A 25,563-nucleotide genomic window follows, 5' to 3' on the forward strand; every position below is an offset into this window, starting at 1 on the left:
TCCAAACCGGATGGACAGACCGTCGAACCGGGAATATGTATAGACATATCGAACCCCCCGTCAAGTTTCCGAACCCTTGAGGGAAATGCTGCATGGCCGAGCGCTTCGATACGATCTGGCATAACGCCCGGCTCGCCACGGTCCGCGCGGATCTGCCCGACCTCGGCGTGATCGAGCACGGCGTGATTGCCGCGCGACAAGGCCGGATTGCCTTTGCAGGCAGCCGTTCCGATTTTCCAACCGACGCAGATGCAAAAGAACGGATCGATTGCGAGGGGCGGTGGATCACGCCCGGGCTGGTCGATTGTCACACCCATCTGGTGTTCGGCGGAAACCGCGCCCACGAGTTCGAACTGCGGTTGAAGGGCGCGAGCTACGAGGAGATCGCGCGCGCCGGCGGCGGCATTGTCTCGACGGTGGCGGCGACGCGGGGCGCCAGCGAGGCTGAGCTCGTTGCGGGCGCGCTGCCGCGGCTCGACGCCCTGATCGGCGAGGGTGTGACGACGATCGAAATCAAGTCCGGCTATGGACTCAATACCGAAACCGAGACGCGTCAATTGTCCGCGGCACGCGCGCTCGGCAACAAGCGGTCCGTCGGCGTCCGGACGTCATTTCTCGGCGCGCATGCGCTGCCGCCAGAAGCCGAGGGCGACAAGGATCGATACATCGATCTGGTTTGCCGCGAGATGCTCCCCGCGGTGGCGAAGGCAGGGCTGGCTGACGCCGTCGACGCCTTCATGGAAGGCATCGCTTTTTCGGGTGAGCAGACAGCGCGGGTGTTTGGTGCGGCGAAGGCGCTGGGCCTGCCGATCAAACTGCACGCGGATCAATTGTCTGACCTCGGCGGTGCGGCGCTCGCGGCGGAATTCTCCGCGCTGTCCGCTGATCACCTCGAGCACACGGATGAGGCCGGCGTTGTCGCGATGGCACGCGCCGGCACAGTCGCGGTGCTTCTGCCGGGCGCGTTCTATTTCATTCGCGAAACGACAAAACCGCCGGTCGAGCTGTTCCGGGCCCACGGCGTCAACATGGCGCTCGCCACCGACTGCAATCCCGGCAGTTCGCCGCTGACGTCGCTGCTGCTCGCCATGAACATGGGCGCGACGCTGTTCCGGATGACCGTCGCCGAGTGCCTCGCCGGCGTGACGCGGGAGGGCGCGCGGGCGCTCGGCATGCTCGATGAAACCGGTACGCTCGAAGCCGGCAAATATTGCGACCTCGCGATCTGGGACATCGAACGGCCGGCCGAGTTGATCTACAGGATGGGTTTCAACCCGCTGCACCGCCGGGTGTGGAGGGGAAAATGAACGGCCCGCGCGCAACCATTGTGGTCTCGCCGGGAGCAGTCAGCCTCGATGATCTGGCGCGGGTGCTTGCCGGCGAAGCGGTGGTGCTCGATCCGTCGTTCTGGCCGCGCGTCGAGGCGGCATCGGCCCTTGTTGCGAAGGCCGCAGGCGCGGACGCGCCGGTTTACGGCATCAATACCGGATTTGGAAAGCTGGCGTCGAAACGCATTCCGCCGGATCAGACCGCGCTGCTGCAGCGAAACCTCATCGTGTCGCATTGCTGCGGGGTAGGGGCACCGACGCCCGAACCGATCGTTCGCCTGATGATGGCGCTGAAGATCGTCTCCTTGGGGAGAGGTGCGTCGGGCGTGCGCCGCGAGATCATCGAGCAGTTGCAGGCGATGCTGGCGCGCGGCGTTTGCCCGCTGGTGCCGCAGCAGGGATCGGTCGGTGCTTCCGGCGATCTGGCGCCGCTGGCGCACATGACCGCCGTGATGATCGGCGAGGGGCAGGCGCTGGTCGACGGCAAGATCATGCCGGGCCGCGATGCGCTGGCCGCGGCCGGTATCGCGCCGATCACGCTGGGGCCGAAGGAAGGTCTTGCCCTGATCAACGGCACGCAGTTCTCGACGGCCTATGCCGTTTCCGGGGTGCTGCGCGCCCATGGCCTGCTTTGCGCGACGCTTGTGACGGGCGCCTTGTCGGTCGACGCCGCAATGGCCTCGACCGCGCCGTTCCGCCCGGAGATTCAGCAATTGCGCGGGCAGGCTGGGCAAATCGCGGCCGGCTTTGCCCTGACGGCGTTGCTGGACGGCAGCGACATCCGCCTGTCGCATCTGGAAGGCGACGAGCGCGTGCAGGATCCCTATTGCCTGCGCTGCCAGCCGCAGGTGGCCGGTGCGGCGCTTGACCTGTTGATGGAGGCGGCCCGCACGCTGACGATCGAGGCCAACGCCGTCACGGACAATCCGCTGGTGCTGGTCGACAGCGGCGAGATCGTCTCGGGCGGAAACTTTCACGCCGAGCCGGTCGCTTTCGCCGCCGATCAGATCGCACTGGCGCTGTCCGAGATCGGCGCGATCAGCGAGCGGCGCATCGCCACGCTGGTCGATCCCGCGCTGAATTTCGGACTGCCGCCGTTCCTGACGCCGGACCCCGGCATCAACTCCGGCTTCATGATTGCGGAGGTGACGGCGGCGGCGCTGTATGCCGAGAACAAGCAGCGCGCCGCGGCCTGCTCGATCGATTCGACGCCGACCAGCGCCAACCAGGAAGACCACGTGTCGATGGCCGCCCATGCCGCGCGACGCCTGTCCGACATGGCCGATAATCTGGCCGCCATTCTCGGCATCGAACTGCTGGTGGCCGCGCAAGGCATCGGGCTGCGCGCGCCGCATACGACCAGCCCCGCGCTTGCCGCGGCCATCGCCCTGCTGCGCGAGCAGGTGCCGGCGCTCGGTGGCGACCGCTACATGGCCGACGATCTCGCGAACGCCGCGGCGCTGGTCGCAGCCGGCGCACTGCCGGCCGCCGTGATGACGGTGCTCAAGAACAACCCATTCCCAATCCTTGCCGGAAGAGGCCATCTGTCATGAACCGCCGACTGGACAACGACCGCACGATCCGGTCGCCGCACGGGTCTCAACTCAGTGCCAAAAGCTGGCTGACCGAAGCGCCGTTGCGGATGCTGATGAACAATCTCGATCCCGATGTCGCCGAACGGCCGAGCGAACTCGTCGTCTATGGCGGCATCGGCCGCGCCGCCCGCGACTGGGACAGTTTTGACCGCATTGTTGCATCGTTGCGCAAGCTCGAGGCTGACCAGACGCTGGTGGTGCAGTCGGGCAAGCCGGTCGGCATTTTCCGTACCCATGCCGATGCGCCCCGCGTGCTGATCGCGAACTCGAACCTGGTGCCGCACTGGGCGACGCTCGATCATTTCAACGAACTGGACCGGCAGGGTCTGATGATGTTCGGCCAGATGACGGCCGGATCCTGGATCTATATCGGCAGCCAGGGCATCGTGCAGGGGACCTACGAAACCTTTGTCGAGGTGGGCCGGCGTCACTACGGCGGCAGCCTTGCCGGCAAGTGGATATTGACCGCGGGGCTCGGCGGCATGGGCGGCGCCCAGCCGCTGGCCGCGACGATGGCCGGCGCGTCGATGCTCGCGATCGAGTGCCAACCAAGCCGTATCGAGATGCGGCTGCGCACCGGCTATCTGGACCGGCAGGCCGGCACGCTGGACGAGGCGCTCGCGATCATGGCGGAAGCGGCGCGGAGCAGGAAGCCGGTCTCGGTCGGCCTGCTCGGCAACGCCGCCGATATTTTTCCCGAGCTGGTGCGTCGTGGCGTCAAGCCGGACATCGTCACCGACCAGACCAGTGCGCATGATCCAATCAACGGCTATTTGCCGAGCGGGTGGACGCTTGCGGACTGGGCGTCGCGCCGCGAAAGCGATCCGAAGGCGGTCGAGGCCGAGGCCAAGATGTCGATGGTCGATCATGTCCAGGCGATGCTGGATTTTCATGCCCAGGGCATTCCGACGCTCGACTATGGCAACAACATCCGCCAGATGGCGAAGGACATGGGCTTGAAGAACGCGTTCGACTTTCCGGGCTTCGTTCCGGCCTATATCCGCCCGCTGTTCTGCCGCGGCGTCGGGCCGTTCCGCTGGGCAGCCCTCTCGGGCGATCCCGAAGATATTTTCCGCACCGACGCCAAGGTCAAGGAGCTGATGCCCGACGACAAGCATCTGCACAACTGGCTCGATATGGCGAAGGCGCGGATCAAGTTCCAGGGCCTGCCAGCGCGGATCTGCTGGGTCGGCCTTGGCGATCGTCACCGGCTGGGCCTGGCGTTCAATGACATGGTGGCGCGCGGCGAGCTGAAGGCGCCGGTCGTGATCGGCCGCGATCATCTCGACAGCGGCTCGGTGGCGAGCCCGAACCGCGAGACCGAAGCGATGCGCGACGGCTCGGACGCAGTGTCCGACTGGCCGCTCCTCAACGCCTTGCTCAACTGTGCGAGCGGGGCGACATGGGTCTCGCTGCATCACGGCGGCGGCGTCGGCATCGGCTATTCGCAGCATGCCGGCATGGTGATCGTCGCCGATGGAACTCCGGAAGCGGCGCGTCGGATCGAGCGGGTGCTATGGAACGATCCGGCGACGGGCGTGATGCGTCATGCCGACGCGGGCTATGAAAGTGCGATAGAGTGTGCCCGCGACAACGGGCTCGATCTGCCGAGTTTGGCGTTGTAACGCCCCGAGGTTTGTTCCGCCGATGGTGCGGGCCGGGCTCGACGCTCCCACTAGAGCCGTATCCGTTCCGATTGAATCGGAACGGGGCTCTAGATTCTTGTTTTGACGCGTTTTCTTGCAGCGAACCGGTGTCCACTTCGCTGGAAAACGCTTTGGACAGCGAGAGAAGCCATGGTGAAACCGTTCCCGTCCAAGACCCACATCGGCAATCACGTGCTGCATCCGGAAACGCTGATGCTGAACTACGGCTACGATCCGCAGCTGTCGGAAGGCGCCGTCAAGCCACCGGTGTTCCTGACGTCGACCTTCGTCTTCAAGACCGCCGAGGACGGGCAGGACTTCTTCAATTACGTATCGGGGCGGCAGGAGCCACCCGAGGGGATGGGCGCGGGGCTGGTCTATTCCCGGTTCAATCATCCCAACAGCGAGATTGTCGAGGACAGGCTCGCCGTCTACGAGCGCGCCGAGTCCTGTGCGCTGTTCTCGTCCGGGATGTCGGCGATATCAACCACGATTCTCGCGTTCGTGCGGCCGGGCGACGTCATCCTGCATTCGCAGCCGCTCTATGGCGGCACCGAAACGCTGCTTGCCAAAACGCTGGCCAACTTCTCGATCGGCGCGGTGGGGTTTGCCGACGGCATTGATGAAAGCGCCGTCGAACTGGCGGGGGATGAGGCGATGCGCAAGGGGCGGGTCGCGATGATCCTGATCGAAACCCCGGCAAACCCCACCAACGGTCTTGTCGATATCGCCATGGTCCGCCGCATCGCCGACAACATCGGCGAGGCGCAGGATCACGTGCCGATCGTCGCCTGCGACAATACGCTGCTAGGGCCGGTGTTTCAGCGGCCGATCGAGCATGGCGCGGATATCTCGCTGTACTCGCTGACCAAATATGTCGGTGGTCATTCCGATCTGATCGCCGGCGCCGCGCTCGGCTCAAAGGCGCTGATGAAGGACATCAAGGCGCTGCGGGGCGCGATCGGCACCCAGCTCGATCCGCATTCCTGCTGGATGCTCGGCCGCTCGCTGGAAACGCTGAGCCTGCGGATGGAAAAAGCGGACCAGAATGCGCGGCGCGTCGCGGATTATTTGCGCGACCACGACAAGGTGGAGAGAGTTCACTACCTCGCGCATCACGACAAGGCCTCCGACGCCGGCCGCCTGTTCGCGCGGCAATGCCTCGGGGCGGGCTCGACGTTTTCGTTCGACATTGTCGGCGGCCAGGGCGCGGCGGAGCGGTTTCTGAACGCGTTGCAGATCTTCAAGCTGGCGGTGAGCCTGGGCGGCACGGAGTCGCTTGCCAGCCTGCCAGCCACCATGACGCACTCGGGCGTTCCCGCCGACATCCGTCAGAAGATCGGCATTCTCGACTCCACGATCCGGCTGTCGATCGGCATCGAGCACCCGTCGGACCTGATCGCGGACATCGCGCAGGCGCTGAATGCGGCATGAACAGGCGATCCGGATAGCCTCGGCGTCGAGCCGCGACATTTTTGAACAATGTCCGCTCAAAATTCACGCACATGGCCGAAGGGCGCTTGTCGAGAGGCGCGGCTGAGGCGGCCTGCTTCGCCACCGGTGCATCGCTTGCGGCATGGACATTGCTTGAAGGGGCAGTGATGGCAAGAGGCTTTCGCTTGCCAGCCCTCGCAGACGTTCTCACGAACCTGAAAAGGCGTTCATGCCCACATTGAGAGTTTTCCTTCCCGCGATGTTTTCGTTTGCGCTCGCCACGGCTCCGGCGATTGCACCCGCCCATGCCGCTGGCAATCTGATCGCGGTGCTGGAAGCGGAAATCGCCACGCTCGATCCGCATTTCACGCCGGCCTATATCTCGCGTACTTTCGGGTTCATGGTGTTCGACACTTTGTTCGCCAAGGATGGCAAGGGCGAAATCAAGCCGCAGATGGTGCAGGACTGGAAGGTCTCGCCGGATGGCCTCGTCTATACGTTCACGCTGCGCGACGGGCTGAAGTGGCATGACGGCCAGCCGGTCACGGCTGCGGACTGCGTCGCATCGCTGCGGCGCTGGGGACAGCGCAACGCGCTCGGCCGGCGGATTTTCGCGGTCACCGCTGCGCTCGAACCCAGTGACGCCAAGACTTTCGTGCTGACGCTGAAGGAACCGTCTGGCCTGGTGATCGACGCGCTGGGCAATCCCGTCAGCCCTGTTGCTTTCATGATGCCCGAGCGCGTGGCCAAGACCCCCGCCGATCAGCGCATCACCGAAATCATCGGCTCCGGCCCCTTTATCTACAGCAAGGCCGACCACCGCACCGGCGATCGCATGATCCTGAAGAAATTCGCCGACTACGCGCCGCGTTCCGAACCCGCCGATTTCCTGGCCGGTGGCAAGCGCGTCAACATCGATACGCTGGAAATTCGCGTCATCCCGGACGGGTCGACGGCTGCATCCGCGCTGCAGGCCGGCGAAGTGGATTACATGCAGTATGCGCCATTCGATCTGCTGCCGGTGCTCGAAAAGAACGCCAAGGTGAAGGTCGTCAATTTCACCGGCGGCAACATGTTTGCCGGCGCCTATCGCCTCAACGCCGCGCAAAAGCCGTTCGACGATCCGGCAATCCGGCGCGTGCTGTGGAAGCTGGTCGACCAGCGCGAGGTGATGGACGGGCTCGGCCTCGATGCCAAATACGCCACGCCTTGCGCCACGTTCTTCACCTGCGGCACCACCTATGACAGCAAGGCCGGTGCCGAGGCCGCAGCCAACCCGTCGGTCGAGGCGGCCCGTGCGGCGCTCAAGGCGACGAAATATGCCGGCGAGCCCGTGATCGTGATGCAGGCCAGCGACCTCGAGGCGCCGCGCGTTTCGGCGCAGGTTCTTGCCGAGAAGCTGAAGCAGGCCGGCTTCACCGTCGATCTGCAGGTGATGGATTGGGCTTCGGTGCTTGCGCGCCGTGTCAAGAAGGAAGGCTGGAGCGTTTACGGCGTTCATGCCGGCGGCTACGATCTGGCGTCGCCGCTCACCAACGTCATGGTGGCGTTCAACTGCGTCGACTTCACCGGCTGGCAATGCGACCCGCGGATCACGCCGCTGCTGGATGCCTTCGCCAAGTCACCCGCCGAGGCGGATCGCAAGAAGATTGCGGCCGAGATCCAGACTGTGATGTACGATCAGGCGCCGGGCATCCCGTGGGGGCAGTTCGCCCAGCCGGCGGCCCATCGCGCCGGTCTGCGCGGTCTGATACCGTCCGCGATACCGATCTTCTGGAACATCGAGAAGTAGCGCCGGGAAAGTAACACCATGTATGACGTCATTGTCGTCGGCGGCGGTTCTGCCGGCGCCGCGATCGCTGCCCGACTCTCCGAGGATTCCACGCGTCGCGTGCTGCTGCTGGAAGCGGGCCTCGACTGGCGCGCCGACGAGGCGCCGTGGGAAGTCCGGACGCCGAATCCCATTCCGATCATCCACCAGCGCGAATACCAGGAGAAGTGGCAGTGGCCGAACCTGCTGACGCGCCGCGTGGCAGGGCAGGAGGCCCGCTTCTATTGGCGCGGCAAGGGCCTTGGCGGCAGTTCGATGATGAACGGCCAGATCGCCATCCGCGGCGTTGCGGATGCATTCGACGAATGGGCCGCCGGCGGCTGCACCGGCTGGTCGGCGAAAGAGGTGATGCCGCTGTTCTCGGCCATCGAGGATGATTTCGAGTTCGGCGACCGCGCAGGCCATGGCCGTGGCGGACCGTTGCCGGTCTATCGCGCGCCGCCGGAGAAATGGGGCCCGATCGATCGCGGGATGCGCGACGCCGCACTGGCATCGGGGTATCCGTGGTGCGCCGACCTCAATGGCCCGGATGGCGAGGGTGTTGCCTGCTACCCGATCAACAGCCGCGATAGCCGCCGCATCACCACCAATGAGGCCTATCTGGAGCCGGCGCGCGGCCGAGCCAATCTGGAAATTCGGGGGCGCGCGCTGGTCGATCGCGTCCTGATGAAGGACGGCCGGGCCACCGGCGTACTGGTTCATTTCGAAGGGCAGGGCACCTCCGAGATCAGCGCGTGCGAGATCGTGCTGTGTGCCGGCGCCATCCATAGCCCGGCGATATTGTTGCGTTCGGGCATCGGCCCCGCCGACGAACTGAAGGCAATGGGCATCGCGGTCGAGCGCGACCTGCCGGTCGGCAAGCACTTCTTCGATCATCCGCTGTTTCGCGCCACCATCAAGTTGCGCGAGGAATTACAGCCGACCGACCCGGATACAAGGCACACCAACTGCTGCGTGACCTATTCGTCCGGGCTTGCGGATGGCGGCAAGCGCGACATGATCCTGATCGCGTTCAACCACCGCGGCGTCGGCAACCCCGGCGCCATCGGGGCCGGGCTGTTCAACGCCTATTCGCGCGGGCATGTGAAACTGGCTTCGACCGACGCGTCGATCGATCCGGTCGTCGAGGAGAACATGCTGGCCGACCACCGCGACCTGTTGCGCATGGTCGATGCGGTGAAGCGGCTGGCTGTGATCACCAGCCAGCCGGCGCTCGTGGATATCAGCGAGTGGATTCGCCTGACCGATACCGAGCTGACGCTGCAGCAGGCAGCGGCACTGCCGAATGGCGAACTCGAGGCGCTGCTCCGACGCGATACCGGCGACATACAGCATGCCGCCGGTTCCTGCCGCATGGCGGGCTTCAACGACGCCAACGGCGTGGTGAACCCGGACGGCACCGTGAAGGGCATCGCCGGCTTGCGCGTGGCGGACGCATCGATCATGCCGTCGGATTGCCGCGCCAACACCCATTTCACCACGGTGGTGATCGGCGAGGCCATCGCGCGGATGATGATGCGCAAGGCTGGCGTGTCGAACAACGCCGCCGCCATGGCACTGTGAGAAACGATGGTGGCCGATCTCAAGCCGCAACGTTCAAGAGGCATCCTGATCGAGGGAGCGGCTCGCCTGCCGGACTTCATTCAGGAACGCCTTGGCCAGGCGCGATAGCGGCTCTGCCTCGGACCACAGCATATAGGCCACCGCCACGGTCCTGGGTGTGAAAGGCCGAACGATCAGGCCCTGGCCGCCGCCCTGGCGCGGTGAAAACGGATCGACAACGGCCGCGCCGACGCCGGCGGCCGCGAGGACGCAGGCCGTATTGCAGTATCGCACCTCGACGGTCGGCTGGAACGGTGCACCGGCCTGGGCAAAACTTTCGCGCACGGCTTCGCCCAATCGCGTGCCGCGCTCCAGCCCGATGAAGGGCAAGCCGACAAGGTCGGACGCGGAAATGACCGGCCGTTCCGCCAGCGGATGGTTCGGCGGCAGGACGCAGACCATTTCACCGGTATGAACCACCTCATGCGCAATGCCGGGATGGTGCGATAGCCCGAGCGCAAAGCCGAGCTCTGCGACCCGGCTCGAGACGCCGTCGATGATCCCTTCGTAGCGCCGTACGTCGAAGAAGACGCGCGTCTGCTGACGGCGGCGCAGGAAGTCCGATAGCGCGCGCGGAATGATGCTGTAGGCCAGCGGCGGCGTCGCCACGATCGACAGAAGCCCCGAGCGGCACTCCCTCAGATCGCGCACGCGATTTTCGAGCTTGGCGTGCAGCGCAAAGATCGCTTCGCTTTCCTTGTAGAGCGCCATCGCCTCCGATGTCGGGAACAACCGGTTGTTGACGCGCTCGAACAAAGCGAAGCCGGCCTGCGCCTCCATCGCTTTCAGCGCGTTGCTGATCGCCGGCTGCGACAGCGCCAGCTCATCGGCTGCCGCGACCGTGGTGCGATGGCGGATCACCGCACGCAGGATCTCCAATTGGCGCAGGTTCATATCACTACCGGTTATGGTCTCACCGAAAATATCATAGCACGCGTGATTGCGTTTAGGGCTGCGCTTGCGCGTAATCACCCCTGCAACGGAGCGCTATCGGAGCGGGATCATCCGCCTCTTGAGTAAGCAGTCCGCTCAGATTGGAGGCAATGTTGGTTCGAGTTCTCCGCGCCGCCGCCGCTCAGATGGGGCCGACGCAAAAAGCGGACTCGCGGGAGCACACGCTTGGCCGGATGCTGGCGTTGCTGGAGGAGGCGGCTGCGCGCGGCGCATCACTGGTGGTTTTTCCCGAACTGGCGTTCACCACCTTCTTCCCGCGATGGCTCATCGAAGGCGATGCGCTCGATGATTACTTCGAGCGCGGGATGCCAAATCCGGCCGTGCAGCCGTTGTTCGATCGCGCCCGGGCGCTCGGCATCGGCTTCTATGTCGGTTATGCGGAGCTGACATCGGATGGACAGCGCTTCAACGGTTCGGTCCTGGTCGATCGCGACGGCGGAATTCTCGGGCGCTATCGCAAGGTGCATTTGCCGGGCTCGGTCGAGCCTCGCGCCGGCGCCGCCTATCAGCAGCTCGAAAAGCGCTATTTCGAATATGGCGATCTGGGATTTCCCGCTTTCAGGGCGGGGCCGGACTGGCGGGATGCGATCATGGGCATGATGATCTGCAATGATCGCCGCTGGCCGGAAGCCTGGCGGGTGCTCGGCCTGCAGGGCGTCGAGCTGGTTTGCGTGGGCTACAATTCGGCCGCTTACGATCCAAACGGCGGTGTCTCCGAAGACGCTGCGCTACGCACCTTTCATTCCAGGCTCGTGACCCAGGCCAACGCCTACATGAACGCCACCTGGGCGATCGCGGTTGCCAAGGCGGGGAATGAGGATGGCTCCGGGCTCATCGGGGGCTCCTGCATCGTGGACCCCAATGGCCGGATCGTTGCTGAGGCGCAAACGCTGGCAGACGAAGTCATCGTCGCCGACCTCGACCTCGATCTCTGCCGCCAGGGCAAGGACAAGATGTTCAATTTTGCCGCGCATCGGCGGCCGCAGCAATATGCAGCCATCACCGAGCGTGCGGGGGTTGTCGAGCCGGCCGCGTTCGATGCGTTCAAACATCAAGCAGCCGGTCGCGGTGCGGGCCGAGGGAGTTGAAATGACGCCTGTCTCGTTCTTCCTTGGGGGAGCTGCGCTCCTCGCCGTTACAACGGCAAAGGCGGCCGAATTGCCGGAAGCGATCAGGCAGGCGGGCGCGTTGCGTCTGACGGTCAACTCGACCTACGCCCCCATGGAATATCGCGATCCCTCGACCAACCAGCTCGTCGGGCTCGATGTCGACCTCGCCAACGAACTCGCCAGGCGCCTCGGCGTGAAGATCATCTGGAGCGAAACGCCGTTCGCCGAGCTGATCCCCGCATTGCAGACCAAGCGCGCGGATTTCATCATCAGCGGCATTTCGGACCGCGCCTCGCGGCGCGAGACCGCTGATTTCATCGACTATCTGGCGACGGGCCCGCAGTTCTTCGTCCTGACCGACAGTGCCGCGAAGTTGCCCATCGATCTTTGCGGCAGGAAGGTCGGGACCACGCGCAGCACCAGCTTCCCGGTCGAGATCGAGAAATGGAGCAAGCAGAATTGCGAGGCGAACGGCAAGCCCGCCGTGCAATACATGCCGGGCGAAAACAGTATCGATGTCCGCAATCAGCTTAAGCAGGGCCGCATCGACGCCGCGGTACAGGGCAGTGAAACACTGCCCTACGCGCAAGGGCAGGAGGCCGGGAAGTACCGCATTGTCGGTGAGCCGTTCTCGACGGGCTATCAGGGCATCATGTTCCGGAAAGACGATGCCGCGCTTCGCGAGGTGGTGACGGAACATCTCGCTGCCATGATATCAGACGGTTCCTACAAGGCGATTCTCGACAAATACGGATTGGGCGCGAACGCGGTGGCCCAGCCGATGATGAATGCGTCGCCGCAATGAGAGCGGCACCCACGCTTGCGGAGGGTTTCCCCGATATTTCGGGGATGACGGTCGCGCGTCAGGTCCATTGGGGACGATGGCTCGCCGCGGCGGCGATTCTCGTCGTACTGGCTGCGATCGGCCGCGCCTTCGTCAACGGCCAGATCGAATGGACCTATGTCGGCCGCTTCCTGACCGCGAAGGTGATCCTCGAGGGCATCGCCAACACCATGGTGATGGCGGTGCTCGCGATGGCGTTCGGCATCGTGTTGGGCGTCGTCGTCGCGGTCATGAGGCTCTCGTCCAATCCAGTCCTGGCGTCCGTCGCCGCCGGCTATACGTGGTTGTTCCGCGGCACGCCGCTGATCCTGCAGCTGCTGTTGTGGTTCAACATCGCGCTGGTGTTCCCGACGATCGGCATTCCCGGCCTGTGGTCGGCCCGGGCGGTCGATGTCATGACGCCGTTCCTGTCCGCGCTGCTCGGCCTCGGCCTCAATCAGGGCGCCTACACGTCCGAGGTGATGCGGGCGGGCATCCTGTCGGTCGACGTCGGACAGTATGAGGCGGCGCAGGCGATCGGCATGGGACGGCTGCGGGCGCTGCGCCGGATCGTCCTGCCGCAGGCCATGCGGGTCGTGATCCCGCCGCTCGGCAACGAATTCATCGGCATGGTGAAGGCGACATCGCTGGCCAGCGTCATCCAGTATCCGGAGGTGCTGCACGCCGCGGAGAATATCTACTACGCGAATTCGCGCGTGATCGAACTCCTGATCGTCGCCGGCTCCTGGTATCTGCTCGTCGTGTCGATTCTGACGCCCCTGCAGATGCTGCTTGAGCGCCGCTTCGCGCGTGGCGCATTGCAGATCACCCGATGACCCAGCCTCTCGTCGCCATTCGCTCGGTCAGCAAGAACTTCGGGGAATTTCAGGCCCTGAACCGTGTCTCGCTCGATGTCCGGGCCGGCGACGTGCTTTGCCTGATCGGGGCGTCGGGATCGGGCAAGACGACGCTGCTGCGCTGCATCAATCAGCTGACGTCGATCGACAGCGGCGGCATCTGGCTGGATGGCGAGTTGCTGGGCGTGCGCGAAGAGGGCGGGCGATTGCACCGCCTCACCGAGCGGCAGATCGCCCGCCAGCGCCTGAAGACCGGGATGGTGTTTCAGCGCTTCAATCTGTTTCCGCACAGGACCGCGCTTGAAAATATCACCGAAGGTCCGGTGCAGGTGCAGGGCCGCAAGCAGGAAGAGGCGCGGGCGGAGGCAATGGAGCTTCTCGCACGCGTCGGGCTGGCGGCGAAAGCCGAGGCCTATCCCTCGCAGCTTTCCGGCGGGCAGCAGCAGCGGGTGGCGATTGCCCGCGCGCTCGCGATGAAGCCGAAGCTGATGCTGTTCGATGAGCCGACCAGCGCACTCGATCCTGAACTGGTCGGCGAAGTACTCACCGTCATGAAGGAGCTGGCGCGCAGCGGCATGACAATGATGGTGGTGACGCACGAACTCGGTTTTGCGCGCGAGGTGGCGGACATGGTCGTCTATATGGACCATGGCGCGATCGTGGAGTCCGGACCTGCGGCGGAGGTTCTCGGCAAGCCCCGTGAAGTGCGTACCCAATCCTTTCTTTCCGCGGTGATCTGATGGGGCTGATGTGATGATGCAATGGGTTCTCGCTGCCGCGCTTACTTGCGCCGTTCTTGCTCCGGTCATGGCGATCGAACTGCCTCCGGAAATCGCCAGGCAGGGCAGCATCAAGGTTGCCATCGTACCGAACTATCCGCCGCTGGAATTCCGCGATCCCGCGACCAACACGCTGACCGGCTTCGACGTCGAACTCGGCGAGGCGCTCAGCAAGAAGCTCGGCATCAAGATCGACTGGCAGCAAACCAGTTTCGACCAGATGATGCCTGCGATTTCGACCGGGAGGGTGGACGCGATCCTGTCCGGCATGACGGACATGGCGAGCCGGCAGGACACGGCAACCTTTGTCGACTACCTGCGCAACGGTCCTCGATTTTTTGTGCAGCAATCGCGCGCCGCCGAGTTCAAGGACATGGCGGCATTTTGCGGGAAAAAGGTCGGCGCCAGCCGGCGCACCTCGTTTCCGAAGCTGATCGCTACCTGGAGCGATGCCCATTGCGGCGGCAACCCGATTCAATTCGTCGGCACGGAGGGCTCGGCCGATGCCCGGACCCAACTCAGGCAGGGACGGATCGACGCGGCCGTCCAGGGCGGCGAAACGCTTCCCTACATCATGGACCTCGAGCCCAACACTTATGTTCCGGTCGGCGATGTGTTCGCCGTCCAGTTCACCGGGCTTGCTGTGAACATCAAAGAGAAGGCACTCCAGCAGGCGTTCGTGGAGGCCCTGAATTCGTTGATCGCGGACGGCACCTATCGTGCGTTGCTGGCGAAGTGGAAATTGACCGACTACGGCGTGGAGAAGGCGACCATCAATGCTGGACAGTAAAGCGCTCGCGAGCATTCCGCTCATTCCCGCCAACACCGCGCCGCCGGCTCCGGACTATCCGTGGCCCAAGCCCTATACATCTGCGATGTTCCTGTCTTTCGATGTGGACGCCGAGAGCGCATGGACCAGCAAGGATGCAGCCCACGCCCAGCGGCTCATCACCATGAGCTATGGCGGCTACGAGGCGCGCGTCGGGACGCCGAAGCTGCTTGAGTTGCTCGATCAGCTTGATCTGAAGGCGACATTCTTCGTCACCGGCTGGTCGGTCGATGCCCATCCCGCGATGGCAGAGGCCATTCTCAAGGCGGGCCACGAGATCGGCCATCATGGCTATCACCATCTGCTGCCGGATCCGGGCGATCCATGGATCGAGGAGGAACTCGAGCGCGGTTTTGAGGCGCTGAAGCGCCGGCTCGGTGTCAGGCCGACCGGCTACCGGGCGCCTTATGGCGAGTTCACCGAGGAACTGCGCGTGGCGTTGGTGCGCCATGGCATCGCGTACACCTCGTCCTTTCGCGACGACGTGCGGCCTTATCGCCATCGTCTCGCGGATGGCAGGCCCGGTACGATCGAGCTGCCGGTAACGGCGAGCTACGACGACTGGATGCACGGTCTCTCCGCCCGGTTCAGCCCGCGGCCGATCTTCCCGAAGGAGCACGTGCTCTCGATCTGGAAGGATGAGCTCGACGAGGTCAGGGATTGGGGCGCGATGGTCACGACCGTGCTGCACCCGCAATGCAGCGGCCGTCCGATGCGGCTCCGGCTGCTGCGGGAATTTCTCACCTACGCCAAATCCTGCCCCGATCTGTGGATCACGACCGGAGAGGCGATCGCGGCGAACTTTAAAAGTCACGAGGCGGCCAACCTCTGAGACCCGCGACCGACCAATATCCCAGGAGTCATCGATGTTCTTTTCCCGTCGTTCACTGCTAAAGGCCGCCGCCGCAACGCCGGCGTTGGCGCTGCCGGGCAAGCTGCGGGCGCAGTCGCAAACCACGCTGCGCTTTATGCCGGTGATCGACCTGACCTTTCTCGATCCGATCTACTCGACCGCGCAGGTTTCCCGAAACCATGGCTTCATGGTCTACGATACGCTCTACGGGATGAATTCGGCGCTCGAAGTCTCGCCTCAGATGGTGTCCGGGCATGTGGTGTCGAACGAGGGACGGCAGTGGGACCTGACGCTGCGCGAGGGCCTGCTGTGGCACGACGGAGAGCGCGTGCTGGCGCGCGATTGCGTCGCGAGCATTCGCCGCTGGGCGGCCCGCGACGGGTTCGGCGCCGAGCTGATGGCCGCGACGGACGAACTGTCGGCGCCGGATGACCGCACTATCCGTTTTCGGTTGAGCAGGCCGTTCCCGCTGCTTCCGGCGGCGCTCGGCAAGGCCGCGATCCAGGCGGCCTTCATGATGCCCGAGCGGCTGGCGAGCCAGGATCCGTTCAAGCCGCTGACCGAGGTCGTGGGCAGCGGTCCCTTCCGCTTCGTGGCGGACGAGCGCGTGCAGGGCGCGCGCAATGTCTATGCGCGTTTTGATCGCTATCAGCCGCGCCAGGACGGCAAGCCTGACTGGACCGCCGGCCCCAAGATCGTTCATTACGACCGCGTGGTCTGGACCACGATGCCGGATGCCGCGACGGGCGTGGCTGCGCTGCAAACGCGCGAGCAGGATTGGCAGGAAACGACGCCGCACGATCTGCTGCCGGTGCTGAAGCGTACCGGCGGCATCACCACGCGGATCCTCGATCCACGCGGCTACACCTGCATGATGCGCGTCAACCATCTGCAGCCGCCGTTCGACAATCCCGCCATTCGCCGGGCGCTGCTAGGGGCGATCGACCAGTCCGCCTTCATGACCGCGGTCGCAGGCGACGATCCGGCCCATCAAACCGCGCCGATCGGCTTCTTTGCGCCGGGTACGCCGATGGCGAGCGATGTCGGCCTCAATGTGTTCCGCGGGCCGCGCGACATGGCGAAAGTCAAGGCCGATCTGAAAGCCGCCGGTTACAATGGCGAGAAGGTGGTGCTGCTCGTCCCCACCAACTCGCTTGCGCAAAAGCCGCTCGGCGACGTCGCGGCCGACATGCTGCAGCAGGCCGGCATGAACGTCGAATATGCCGGGATGGATTTCGGCGTGCTGCTGCAGCGGCAGTTGAAAAAGGATCCGGTCGCGCAGGGCGGCTGGAGCGCCGGCGTCGGCAACTGGCAGGGCATCGACTGGCTGAATCCGGCCGGCAATTCGAACCTGCGCGGCGACAGCAAAGTGGCCGGCTGGTACAAGAGCGAGAAGATGGGAGCGTTGCGTAGCCAGTGGCTCGCGGCCGCCAGCCTCGCGGAGCAGCAGCGCATCTGCCGCGACATCCAGGCGCTGTCGTTCGAGGAAATTCCCTATTTCCCGATCGGTCAGTACAAGCAACCCACCGCGTACCGCTCGAACATTACCGGCATTCTCGACGGCACGGCGGTATTCTGGAATGTGAGGCCGGCATGAGCACGATCGCGATCTTCGGCAGCTACGTGTTGTCGCGCAAGGATGGCGCGCAGGAGGTGTTGCGCGATCACTGGGTATTGCTGGAGGGCAGGCGGATCGCCGCCGTCACCCGCGACCGGCCGGCTGCTGCCGAGATATTCGACAGGCCGGGCCGTTTCGTCCTGCCCGGACTGCTGAACCTGCACAACCACTGCTTCAGCGAAGCCGTCGCCCGGACCCATACCGAGGACGGCAATGGTCGGAAGAACAATCAGAGCATCGTCTATACGGTGCTGCTGCCGCTGACCAAGCGGGGCGCCGAGCTGCTGTCGCCGTCGGAGCGGCTCGCCATCGCGCGGCTCGGGATTCTGCAGTTGCTGAAGGGCGGCGCGACCACGGTGATGGAGCCGTTCCGCAACACCATCCCTGAGATGTTCGACGCGGCCGAGGAAATGGGCATCCGCTTCTACGGCGCGCCGTATCTGTTTTCGACCTCGGACGCCAAGGCCGGTCCAGACGGCGTGGTGCATTACGCGGGCGACGATGGCCAGGCCGATATGGACACCTGGAACGCGCTCTATCAGCGCTGGAATGGACGCGGCGACGGCCGGATTGGCCTGGCGATGAGCCCGCACGCGACCGATACATGCGGTCCGGATCTGCTGCGGGCGTGCGCGGCCCGCGCACGCGAACTCGACATTCCCATCACCACCCACCTCGCGCAAAGCCAGGCCGAAGTCGCGACGATCGGAAGCCGTCACGGCGGGCGCACGCCGGCCGAATTTCTCGACTGGCTCGGCCTTCTGGCGCCCGATCTGATGGCCGCGCACTGCATCGCGAGCACCGATGGCGATTTGAAGCTGATGGCGGCAAGGGGCGCCACGGTGCTGAACTGCCCGCGCGTGTTCGCCCGCTCGGGCTTAACCGCCGCATTCGGCCGCTTTGCGGAGCACGGTGTCCGGACGGTGGTCGGAACCGACGGCTACAACATGGACCTGCTCGGCGAACTCAACGCGGCTTCGATGATCTCGAAGATTGCATCCGCGCGCGCGGATGTCGCCAACGCACCTGAGCTGATCGAGTCGGTCACGGCGACCGCGGCTGATGTCGTCAAGCGGCCGGATCTCGGCGTGATCACGCCGGGCGCGACCGCCGATCTCACCGTCGTCGACCTGACCCATCCCCATCTGCAGCCGCTGTTCGATCCACGGCGCGGGCTGGTCGCGCTCGGCAACCGTGCCAACATCGACCAGGTCATCGTCGACGGGCGTGTGCTGATTGATGCCGGCCGGTACGTTCGCGGCGACGAGGCGGCGATCACGTCGGCGGCGTCAGCGGCAATCGGCAAGATCTGGGATCTGCCGGAAGCCCAGGCGGCCTTCAACGGTTGACGGCTCATCGGTGCACGAGCCTTTGTGGATGGACGAGGCGCCCTCGCGCGGCCTCTCTCACTTCTGGAGATCACGATGCCTTTCGATTTGATCCTGCGCGGTGGCCGGGTGATCGACCCATCCCAGAAGCTCGATGCGGTGACGGATGTCGCCTTTGCCGGCGGCAAGGTGGCCATGGTCGGAAACGAACTCAAGGCCGATACGGTAACCGACCTGCGCGACGTGTCGGGCTACATCGTCACGCCTGGCCTGATCGATCTGCACACCCACGTCTATTGGGGCGGCACGTCGCTCGGCATCGACGCCGAGGAGTTCTGCCGCACCTCCGGCGTCACCACGGCGGTCGATACCGGCAGCGCCGGCCCGGGTAATTTCGCGGGCTTCCGCAAGCACGTCATCGAGCCGAGCCAGGTCCGCATTCTGGCTTATCTGCACGTCTCCCACGCCGGCATCTACGGCTTCTCGCATCGGGTCATGGTCGGCGAGAGCGAGGAGATGCGGCTGATGAACCCGATCGATGCGGTCGCGGTGGCAGAGGCCAACCGCGACCTCATCGTCGGCATCAAGGTGCGGGTCGGTCTCCACGCTTCGGGCACTTCGGGGATCGCGCCGCTCGACATCGCGCTCGAGGTCGCCGAGCAGGTCGGCATGCCTTTGATGGCGCATATCGACCACCCGCCGCCGAGCTACGAGGAGGTGCTCGCGCGCCTGCGGCCGGGCGACGTGCTCACGCATGCATTCCGGCCATTTCCCAACACGCCCGCGACCGCCCAGGGCACGGTGAAGAGGGCGGTGCTGGAAGCACGCGAACGCGGCGTGTTGTTCGACATCGGCCACGGCAAAGGCTCATTCGCCTTCAAGACCGCGCGCGCGATGCTGGCCAACGGCTTCTATCCCGACACCATTTCCTCGGATGTCCATGCCCTGTGCATCGACGGGCCGGCCTTCGATCAGGTAACGACCATGTCCAAGTTTCTATGCATGGGCATGCCGCTCCCTGATGTGGTCGCGGCTTCGACGGTCAATGCAGCGATGGCGCTGCGGCGTCCCGAACTCGGCAGCCTCAAGCCGGGAAGCGCGGGAGATGCCACGCTCATCTCGGTCCAGCAAGGCCAGTTCGACTATACCGACGTCGTCGGCGAGCATCTGACCGGCGACCGCAAGATTGTGTCCGAGGGCGTCGTCATTGGCGGCGCCTGGTGGCACCCGAAACAATCGCCGAAATTCAAGTCGCTCGGCAGGTGAGGCAGGCCGCGAATGGATGTGATCCCGCGAAAATGTGATCGCCCGGACCTGCTTTCGGCAGGGCGAGCCGGGAATTTGCCGCGGCGCGACGAGGCCCTGCTGGCATACCGCTTGCAAGAAAAATGAACTGATAGGCATCGGTTTGACTGGCCGCTTCACCTCACGCGGCGTCGAACCTTCGGCCATCGAACTGGCCGGAATCGCCGTGACAAACCACGACTGGGAGAGCTTGATGGATCGCAGGACTGTGTTGAAGGGATTGGCCGGGGTAGGCACCCTGGCGGCGACGGGCGGCTTGTCGATGCCGGCGCTCTCCCAAGGGGCTGCGGCGCGCACGCTGAAATTCGTACCGCAGGCCAATCTCGCGAATTTCGATCCGATCTGGGGCACCCAATATGTCGTGCGCAACGCGGCGGCGCTGGTGTGGGATACGCTTTATGGCCTCGACGCCACATTGCAGCCGCAACGACAGATGGTCGAATCGGAACAAGTATCGGATGACGGTCTGGTCTGGACCTTCAAGCTGAGATCCGGGCTGAAGTTTCATGACGGCACGCCCGTGCTGGCCAAGGACGTGGTCGCGAGCCTGACGCGATGGTCGTCGCGTGACCCGATGGGCCTGATGCTCAAGGCGATCCAGAACGAGCTGACCGCCGTCGACGACAAAACCTTCAAATGGGCGCTGAAGGCGCCTTATCCGAAGATGCTGCTGGCGTTGGGCAAGAACAGCACGCCCTGCGCCTTCATCATGCCGGAGCGCATCGCGCAGACCGATCCGTTCAAGCAGATTCCCGAATATATCGGCTCGGGCCCGATGAAATTCGCCAAGGGCGAATGGGTGCCCGGCGCCAAGGCGGTGTTCGAGAAATTTGCGGACTACGTGCCGCGGCAGGAAAAATCATCATGGCTTGCCGGCGGCAAGCAGATGCTGGTCGACCGCATCGAATGGGTGGTGATCCCGGATCCGGCGACGGCCGCGGCAGCCCTTCAGAACGGCGAGGTCGATTGGTGGGAGAGCCCGATCACCGATCTGGTGCCGTCGCTCAAGAAGAACAAAAACATTGAGGTCGATATCGCCGACCCGCTCGGCAACATCGGTTCGTTCCGGATGAATCACCTGCATCCGCCATTCAACAACGTCAAGGTACGGCGTGCGGTGCTCGCCGCACTGAACCAGGAAGATTACATGCGCGCGCTGGTCGGCGACGATACCGCGCTGTGGAAGACGCTGCCGGGCTTCTTCACGCCGGGTACGCCGCTGTACACCGAAGAGGGCGGCGAAATACTGAAAGGCAAGCGCGATCTTGCGATGGCCAAGAAGCTTTTGGCCGAGAGCGGCTATGCGGGCCAGCCGGTGACTTGCGTGGTGGCGCAGGACCAGCCGATCACCAAGGCGCAGGGCGATGTCACCGCCGACTTGCTGAAGCAGATCGGCATGAATGTCGACTTCGTCGCGACCGACTGGGGCACGGTTGGTTCCCGCCGGGCGCAGAAAACGCCGCCCGGGCAGGGCGGCTGGGGCATGTTCCACACTTGGCACGCCGGCGCGGACTGCATCAATCCCGCCGCCTACAACGCCATCCGCGCCAATGGCGACAAGGCGTGGTTCGGCTGGCCCACCAGCGAGCCCGTGGAAAAGGAAGTGCTGTCGTGGTTCGAGGCCAAGAATCTCGAGGAGGAGAAGACCGCGGTCAAGCGCCTCAACAAGGCGGCGCTCGACGACGTGGTCTATGCGCCGACCGGCTTCTTCCTGAGCTATACCGCGTGGCGCAAGAACGTCTCCGGCATCGCGAAGGGGCCGCTGCCGTTCTTCTGGGGCGTGTCGAAATCCGCATGACGGTGCATTGACCCCATGCTCTCGTATATTTTTCGGCGAATTCTCTCGACGCTCCCCGTGATGGGGATCGTCGCGCTGTTCGTGTTCAGCCTGCTTTACATCGCGCCCGGCGATCCGGCCGCGGTGATCGCCGGCGACCAGGCGAGCCCCGCCGATGTCGAGCGCATTCGGCAGGGCCTCGGGCTCGACCGGCCGTTTCTGATCCAGTTCGGGTCCTGGGTCTGGAATATCCTGCACGGCGATCTCGGCACCTCGATCTTCACCAACCTGCCGGTCTCGGCGATGATCGTGCAGCGGCTTGAGCCGACATTGTCGCTGATGGCGATCACGCTGGTGTTGACCATTCTGGTCGCGGTCCCGCTTGGCGTAGTGGCGGCGTGGAAGGCGGGAAGCTGGGTCGACCGCAGCATCATGGCGTTCGCCGTGTTCGCTTTCTCGCTGCCCGTTTTCGTGGTCGGCTATGTGCTGGCCTATATCTTTGCGCTGCAGTTCGAATGGCTGCCGGTGCAGGGCTATACGCCGTTGAAATCAGGCGTATGGCCGTGGCTGCAGAACCTTATTCTGCCCGCGCTCGCGCTCGGCAGCGTCTATATCGCGCTGATCGCGCGCATTACCCGCGCTTCCATGCTCGAGGTGCTGCAGCAGGACTATGTCCGCACCGCCCGCGCCAAGGGGCTCGGGCAGCGCGACATCCTGTTCATCCATGCGCTGAAGAACGCCGCGGTGCCGATCGTCACCGTGATCGGCATCGGCATCGCGCTGTTGATCGGCGGCGCGGTGGTGACCGAAAGCGTGTTCGCGATTCCGGGCCTTGGCCGGCTGACGATCGACGCCATCCTGCGGCGCGATTATCCGGTCATTCAAGGCATCGTGCTGCTGTTCAGCTTCCTCTACGTGCTCGTCAACCTGATGGTTGACGTCACCTACACCTTGGTCGATCCGAGGATCCGCTATTGAGTATCTCTGCCTCCAGCACGGCGCCGCTGCCGCCGGGCCTCGTCATCGCGCCGCAACTGCCGGACCTGATGGTGCCGGTGGCGATCCGGCGCGGTGTGCTTGGATTCCTGCGCAATCATCCGACGGTGGCGATCGGCGGCGCCTTGCTGCTGTGTCTTGTCCTGATCGGGATTTTCGCGCCCTGGCTCGGGACCGTCGACCCGACCACGATATCGCCTGCCAAACGGACAAGGTTGCCCTCCGCGGACTACTGGTTCGGCACCGACATCCTCGGCCGCGACGTCTATTCGCGCGTGCTGTACGGGGCGCGGGTCTCGCTCACCGTGGGCCTCTCGGTGGCCATCCTGGCCTCGCTGGCCGGTCTCGCCATCGGACTGGTGTCGGGGTTTGTGCGATGGGCCGACAGTATTCTGATGCGGTTCATGGACGGGTTGATGTCGATCCCGCCGATTTTGCTGGCCGTCGCGCTGATGGCGCTGACTCGGGCGAGCGTCGGCAACGTGATTCTCGCGATTACTATCGCCGAAATCCCGCGCGTCTCCCGGCTGGTGCGCAGCGTCGTGCTGTCGCTGCGCGAACAGCCGTATGTGGACGCCGCCACGGCCTCCGGCACGCGAACACCGATGGTGATCCTGCGCCACATCCTGCCCAACACGCTGGCGCCGATGCTGGTGCAGGCCACCTATATCTGCGCCAGCGCGATGATCGTGGAGTCGATTCTGTCCTTCATCGGCGCCGGCACGCCGCCGACCATTCCGTCCTGGGGCAACATCATGGCTGAGGGCAGGGCGCTGTGGCAGGTCAAACCGTATATCGTGTTCTTTCCCGCCGCGTTCCTCTCCGTCACCGTGCTCGCCGTCAACCTGCTGGGCGACGGCCTGCGCGATGCGCTCGATCCGCGAATGGCGAAGAGTCTCTGATGGCACTGCTCGAAGTCGACAATCTGCAGACCCATTTTCGTACCCCCGAGGGCATCAACCGGGCGGTCGACGGCGTCTCCTTCCATGTCAATGAGGGCGAGACGCTGGCCATCGTCGGTGAGTCCGGCTGCGGCAAGTCGGTCACCTCGATGTCGCTGATGCGGCTGATACCCGAGCCGCCGGGCAAGATCGCGGGCTCGATTCGCTTTCAGGGCAGGGATCTGCTGCAACTGTCCGAACGCGAGATGCGCGCCATTCGCGGCAACGATATTTCGATGATCTTCCAGGAGCCGATGACCAGCCTCAATCCGGTGCTGACGGTCGGCCGCCAGATCGGCGAGACGCTGCGGATGCATCAGGGGCTGGACAAGCAGGCGGCCGAGGCGCGCGCCATCGAGATGCTGACCCTGGTCGGCATTCCCGAGCCGGTGCGGCGGGTGCGCGAATATCCGCATCAGCTCTCGGGGGGCATGCGCCAGCGCGTGATGATCGCCATGGCGCTGGCCTGCAATCCAAAGCTTCTGATCGCGGATGAACCCACCACCGCGCTCGACGTCACGATCCAGGCGCAGATCCTGCAACTGATGCTGGACCTCAAGCGCCGCGTCGGCGCAGCGATCGTTCTGATTACCCATGATCTCGGCGTGGTTGCCGAGATCGCCGAGCGCGTCATGGTGATGTATGCCGGCCGCAAGGTCGAGGAGGCGCCGGTGGCCGAACTGTTCCGCTCGCCCCGCCATCCCTATACGCAGGGCCTGCTCGGCGCGGTGCCGAAACTCGGCTCCTCGCTCACGGGCGCGGCGCGGCGGCTCGCCGAGATCCCCGGGCAGGTGCCGAGCCTGAAGGGGCGGATCGAGGGCTGCGTCTTTGCCGGGCGCTGTGCGCTGGCGACCGATGTCTGCCGGCAGTTTGCGCCGGGCCTGGAAGAGAAGGGGCCGCGCCATATCGCCGCCTGTCATTACGCCCTCAAGCAGGCGGTCGCGGCATGAACGCGCCACTGCTCCAGGTCAACGACCTCAAGAAGCATTTTCCGGTCTCTGGCGGGCTGTTCAGCCGTCAATCGAAATGGGTCTATGCGGTGGACGGCGTGTCCTTTGAGGTCGCGCGCGGCGAGACGCTGTCGCTCGTCGGCGAGTCCGGCTGCGGCAAGTCGACGGTCGGCCGGGCCATCCTGCGGCTGTTCGACATCACCTCCGGCCAGGTCGTGCTGGACGGCCAGCGGATCGACGATCTTTCGCCCGGGAGCTTGCGCAGCATGCGCCGCCGCGTCCAGGTGGTGTTCCAGGATCCGTTTTCCAGCCTCAACCCGCGCATGCGCGTCCGCGATATTTTGGCCGAGCCGATCCGCAATTTCGGCCTCGCCAAATCTTCCGCCGAACTGGAAAAGAAGGTGGCGGCGCTGATGGACACCGTGCGGCTGCCGCGCGACGCGCTGGGCCGCCGGCCGCACGAATTTTCAGGCGGCCAGCGCCAGCGCATCGGCATCGCCCGGGCGCTTGCCGCCGAACCCGAACTGATCGTCTGCGACGAGGCGGTTTCGGCGCTCGACGTGTCGGTCAAGGCGCAGATCGTCAATCTGCTGCAGGACCTGCAGCGGGAGTTCGGTCTCGCGCTGCTGTTCATCAGCCACGATCTGGCGATCGTCGAGCACATGACGCACCGTGTGGCGGTGATGTATCTCGGCAAGATCGTCGAGTTGGCGCCCAGGCGGCAGATCTTTGCGGCGCCGCAGCATCCTTACACCCGCGCGCTGCTGTCAGCCGTGCCGGTGCCGGAGCCCGGCGCGATTCGAAATCCGATCATCCTCAAGGGCGACGTGCCGAGCCCGATCAGTCCGCCGAGCGGCTGCCGCTTCCACACCCGATGCCCCTACGTGTTCGATCGCTGCCGGACCGAGGAGCCGGAACTGCGGTCGACCGAAGACGGGCAGTGGGTGGCGTGTCATCTCAAGGCGCTGCCGGAACGGCCAGGACCTTCGCACTGAGTTTTCTGCGACG

At 64.8% G+C, this 25,563-nt stretch carries 21 protein-coding genes; 20 read left to right on the forward strand and 1 reads right to left on the reverse strand.

The genetic code is table 11. The annotated features are described in order from the left end of the window. Nucleotides 1–92: 92 nt before the first annotated feature. The 6 genes from hutI (at nucleotide 93) to QUH67_RS13270 (ending at nucleotide 9,397) form a co-directional block, all read left to right on the forward strand. Nucleotides 93–1,307 (forward strand): imidazolonepropionase, encoded by a 1,215-nt coding sequence (gene hutI / locus QUH67_RS13245; RefSeq protein WP_300947132.1) that lies wholly within the window; start codon nucleotides 93–95, stop codon nucleotides 1,305–1,307. After that, nucleotides 1,304–2,881, forward strand: coding sequence for a histidine ammonia-lyase (hutH, locus tag QUH67_RS13250; RefSeq protein ID WP_300947133.1), 1,578 nt, complete (start codon nucleotides 1,304–1,306; stop codon nucleotides 2,879–2,881). Before hutI ends, hutH begins: the two co-directional genes overlap by 4 nt. Beyond that, a complete protein-coding gene (gene hutU / locus QUH67_RS13255; RefSeq protein WP_300947134.1) occupies nucleotides 2,878–4,548 on the forward strand; it encodes a urocanate hydratase in 1,671 nt (556 codons plus the stop codon). Before hutH ends, hutU begins: the two co-directional genes overlap by 4 nt. Nucleotides 4,549–4,719: 171 nt before the next feature. Further along, complete coding sequence (locus QUH67_RS13260) at nucleotides 4,720–6,003, forward strand: cystathionine gamma-synthase family protein (RefSeq protein WP_300947135.1); 1,284 nt, start codon at nucleotides 4,720–4,722, stop codon at nucleotides 6,001–6,003. Nucleotides 6,004–6,232: 229 nt separating this feature from the next. Then, nucleotides 6,233–7,795 (forward strand): ABC transporter substrate-binding protein, encoded by a 1,563-nt coding sequence (locus QUH67_RS13265; protein ID WP_300947136.1) that lies wholly within the window; start codon nucleotides 6,233–6,235, stop codon nucleotides 7,793–7,795. A gap of 18 nt (nucleotides 7,796–7,813) precedes the next feature. Continuing rightward, nucleotides 7,814–9,397, forward strand: a complete 1,584-nt coding sequence (locus QUH67_RS13270) for a GMC family oxidoreductase (RefSeq protein WP_300947137.1) — start codon at nucleotides 7,814–7,816, stop codon at nucleotides 9,395–9,397. A 33-nt stretch (nucleotides 9,398–9,430) separates the two neighbouring features. On the opposite strand, the gene QUH67_RS13275 is transcribed toward QUH67_RS13270, so the two are convergent. Continuing rightward, nucleotides 9,431–10,330, reverse strand: a complete 900-nt coding sequence (locus tag QUH67_RS13275; protein WP_300947138.1) for a LysR family transcriptional regulator — start codon at nucleotides 10,328–10,330, stop codon at nucleotides 9,431–9,433. A gap of 149 nt (nucleotides 10,331–10,479) precedes the next feature. Between QUH67_RS13275 and QUH67_RS13280 the strand changes: the two genes are divergently transcribed. The 14 genes from QUH67_RS13280 to QUH67_RS13345 all read left to right on the forward strand — a co-directional run bounded on the left by QUH67_RS13280 (nucleotide 10,480) and on the right by QUH67_RS13345 (nucleotide 25,550). Continuing rightward, entirely contained in the window at nucleotides 10,480–11,478 is a 999-nt protein-coding gene (locus QUH67_RS13280; RefSeq protein WP_300947139.1) for an N-carbamoyl-D-amino-acid hydrolase, read from the forward strand. 1 nt (nucleotide 11,479) lies between these two features. Continuing rightward, nucleotides 11,480–12,304, forward strand: coding sequence for an ABC transporter substrate-binding protein (locus QUH67_RS13285; protein WP_300947140.1), 825 nt, complete (start codon nucleotides 11,480–11,482; stop codon nucleotides 12,302–12,304). Beyond that, entirely contained in the window at nucleotides 12,301–13,158 is an 858-nt protein-coding gene (locus tag QUH67_RS13290) for an amino acid ABC transporter permease (protein WP_300947141.1), read from the forward strand. The genes QUH67_RS13285 and QUH67_RS13290 overlap by 4 nt, the downstream gene beginning before the upstream one ends. Further along, complete coding sequence (locus QUH67_RS13295) at nucleotides 13,155–13,919, forward strand: amino acid ABC transporter ATP-binding protein (RefSeq protein ID WP_300947142.1); 765 nt, start codon at nucleotides 13,155–13,157, stop codon at nucleotides 13,917–13,919. Before QUH67_RS13290 ends, QUH67_RS13295 begins: the two co-directional genes overlap by 4 nt. A 13-nt stretch (nucleotides 13,920–13,932) precedes the next feature. Then, nucleotides 13,933–14,748, forward strand: coding sequence for an ABC transporter substrate-binding protein (locus tag QUH67_RS13300; protein ID WP_300947143.1), 816 nt, complete (start codon nucleotides 13,933–13,935; stop codon nucleotides 14,746–14,748). Further along, a complete protein-coding gene (locus QUH67_RS13305; protein WP_300947144.1) occupies nucleotides 14,735–15,619 on the forward strand; it encodes a polysaccharide deacetylase family protein in 885 nt (294 codons plus the stop codon). The genes QUH67_RS13300 and QUH67_RS13305 overlap by 14 nt, the downstream gene beginning before the upstream one ends. A gap of 34 nt (nucleotides 15,620–15,653) precedes the next feature. Beyond that, the gene (locus tag QUH67_RS13310) at nucleotides 15,654–17,237 is read left to right on the forward strand and encodes an ABC transporter substrate-binding protein (RefSeq protein ID WP_300947145.1); all 1,584 of its coding nucleotides are present in this window, start codon (nucleotides 15,654–15,656) and stop codon (nucleotides 17,235–17,237) included. Beyond that, nucleotides 17,234–18,607 (forward strand): amidohydrolase family protein, encoded by a 1,374-nt coding sequence (locus QUH67_RS13315; protein WP_300947146.1) that lies wholly within the window; start codon nucleotides 17,234–17,236, stop codon nucleotides 18,605–18,607. The genes QUH67_RS13310 and QUH67_RS13315 overlap by 4 nt, the downstream gene beginning before the upstream one ends. Before the next feature lie 75 nt (nucleotides 18,608–18,682). After that, nucleotides 18,683–19,852 (forward strand): amidohydrolase/deacetylase family metallohydrolase, encoded by a 1,170-nt coding sequence (locus QUH67_RS13320; protein ID WP_300947147.1) that lies wholly within the window; start codon nucleotides 18,683–18,685, stop codon nucleotides 19,850–19,852. A gap of 232 nt (nucleotides 19,853–20,084) precedes the next feature. After that, entirely contained in the window at nucleotides 20,085–21,689 is a 1,605-nt protein-coding gene (locus tag QUH67_RS13325) for an ABC transporter substrate-binding protein (protein ID WP_300947148.1), read from the forward strand. A gap of 15 nt (nucleotides 21,690–21,704) precedes the next feature. Continuing rightward, nucleotides 21,705–22,646 carry an ABC transporter permease gene (locus tag QUH67_RS13330; RefSeq protein ID WP_300947149.1) on the forward strand — a complete coding sequence of 314 codons (942 nt, stop codon included), beginning with the start codon at nucleotides 21,705–21,707 and terminating at the stop codon, nucleotides 22,644–22,646. Nucleotides 22,647–22,714: 68 nt separating this feature from the next. Then, nucleotides 22,715–23,566 (forward strand): ABC transporter permease, encoded by an 852-nt coding sequence (locus tag QUH67_RS13335; protein WP_407080457.1) that lies wholly within the window; start codon nucleotides 22,715–22,717, stop codon nucleotides 23,564–23,566. Continuing rightward, nucleotides 23,566–24,555, forward strand: coding sequence for an ABC transporter ATP-binding protein (locus QUH67_RS13340; protein WP_300947150.1), 990 nt, complete (start codon nucleotides 23,566–23,568; stop codon nucleotides 24,553–24,555). The genes QUH67_RS13335 and QUH67_RS13340 overlap by 1 nt, the downstream gene beginning before the upstream one ends. Further along, the gene (locus tag QUH67_RS13345; RefSeq protein ID WP_300947151.1) at nucleotides 24,552–25,550 is read left to right on the forward strand and encodes an ABC transporter ATP-binding protein; all 999 of its coding nucleotides are present in this window, start codon (nucleotides 24,552–24,554) and stop codon (nucleotides 25,548–25,550) included. Before QUH67_RS13340 ends, QUH67_RS13345 begins: the two co-directional genes overlap by 4 nt. The last annotated feature ends 13 nt before the right edge of the window (nucleotides 25,551–25,563 follow it).

Source organism: Bradyrhizobium roseum (assembly GCF_030413175.1).
GTDB classification, from domain to species: Bacteria; Pseudomonadota; Alphaproteobacteria; order Rhizobiales; family Xanthobacteraceae; genus Bradyrhizobium; species Bradyrhizobium roseum.

Excerpts from the sequence above, each read along its gene's own strand:
- hutI (WP_300947132.1), top strand. The coding sequence starts at position 93 with ATGGCCGAGCGCTTCGATACGATCTGGCATAACGCCCGGCTCGCCACG.
- hutH (WP_300947133.1), top strand. The coding sequence starts at position 1,304 with ATGAACGGCCCGCGCGCAACCATTGTGGTCTCGCCGGGAGCAGTCAGC.
- hutU (WP_300947134.1), top strand. The coding sequence starts at position 2,878 with ATGAACCGCCGACTGGACAACGACCGCACGATCCGGTCGCCGCACGGG.
- QUH67_RS13260 (WP_300947135.1), top strand. The coding sequence starts at position 4,720 with ATGGTGAAACCGTTCCCGTCCAAGACCCACATCGGCAATCACGTGCTG.
- QUH67_RS13265 (WP_300947136.1), top strand. The coding sequence starts at position 6,233 with ATGCCCACATTGAGAGTTTTCCTTCCCGCGATGTTTTCGTTTGCGCTC.
- QUH67_RS13270 (WP_300947137.1), top strand. The coding sequence starts at position 7,814 with ATGTATGACGTCATTGTCGTCGGCGGCGGTTCTGCCGGCGCCGCGATC.
- QUH67_RS13275 (WP_300947138.1), bottom strand. The coding sequence starts at position 10,330 with ATGAACCTGCGCCAATTGGAGATCCTGCGTGCGGTGATCCGCCATCGC.
- QUH67_RS13280 (WP_300947139.1), top strand. The coding sequence starts at position 10,480 with ATGTTGGTTCGAGTTCTCCGCGCCGCCGCCGCTCAGATGGGGCCGACG.
- QUH67_RS13285 (WP_300947140.1), top strand. The coding sequence starts at position 11,480 with ATGACGCCTGTCTCGTTCTTCCTTGGGGGAGCTGCGCTCCTCGCCGTT.
- QUH67_RS13290 (WP_300947141.1), top strand. The coding sequence starts at position 12,301 with ATGAGAGCGGCACCCACGCTTGCGGAGGGTTTCCCCGATATTTCGGGG.
- QUH67_RS13295 (WP_300947142.1), top strand. The coding sequence starts at position 13,155 with ATGACCCAGCCTCTCGTCGCCATTCGCTCGGTCAGCAAGAACTTCGGG.
- QUH67_RS13300 (WP_300947143.1), top strand. The coding sequence starts at position 13,933 with ATGATGCAATGGGTTCTCGCTGCCGCGCTTACTTGCGCCGTTCTTGCT.
- QUH67_RS13305 (WP_300947144.1), top strand. The coding sequence starts at position 14,735 with ATGCTGGACAGTAAAGCGCTCGCGAGCATTCCGCTCATTCCCGCCAAC.
- QUH67_RS13310 (WP_300947145.1), top strand. The coding sequence starts at position 15,654 with ATGTTCTTTTCCCGTCGTTCACTGCTAAAGGCCGCCGCCGCAACGCCG.
- QUH67_RS13315 (WP_300947146.1), top strand. The coding sequence starts at position 17,234 with ATGAGCACGATCGCGATCTTCGGCAGCTACGTGTTGTCGCGCAAGGAT.
- QUH67_RS13320 (WP_300947147.1), top strand. The coding sequence starts at position 18,683 with ATGCCTTTCGATTTGATCCTGCGCGGTGGCCGGGTGATCGACCCATCC.
- QUH67_RS13325 (WP_300947148.1), top strand. The coding sequence starts at position 20,085 with ATGGATCGCAGGACTGTGTTGAAGGGATTGGCCGGGGTAGGCACCCTG.
- QUH67_RS13330 (WP_300947149.1), top strand. The coding sequence starts at position 21,705 with ATGCTCTCGTATATTTTTCGGCGAATTCTCTCGACGCTCCCCGTGATG.
- QUH67_RS13335 (WP_407080457.1), top strand. The coding sequence starts at position 22,715 with ATGGTGCCGGTGGCGATCCGGCGCGGTGTGCTTGGATTCCTGCGCAAT.
- QUH67_RS13340 (WP_300947150.1), top strand. The coding sequence starts at position 23,566 with ATGGCACTGCTCGAAGTCGACAATCTGCAGACCCATTTTCGTACCCCC.
- QUH67_RS13345 (WP_300947151.1), top strand. The coding sequence starts at position 24,552 with ATGAACGCGCCACTGCTCCAGGTCAACGACCTCAAGAAGCATTTTCCG.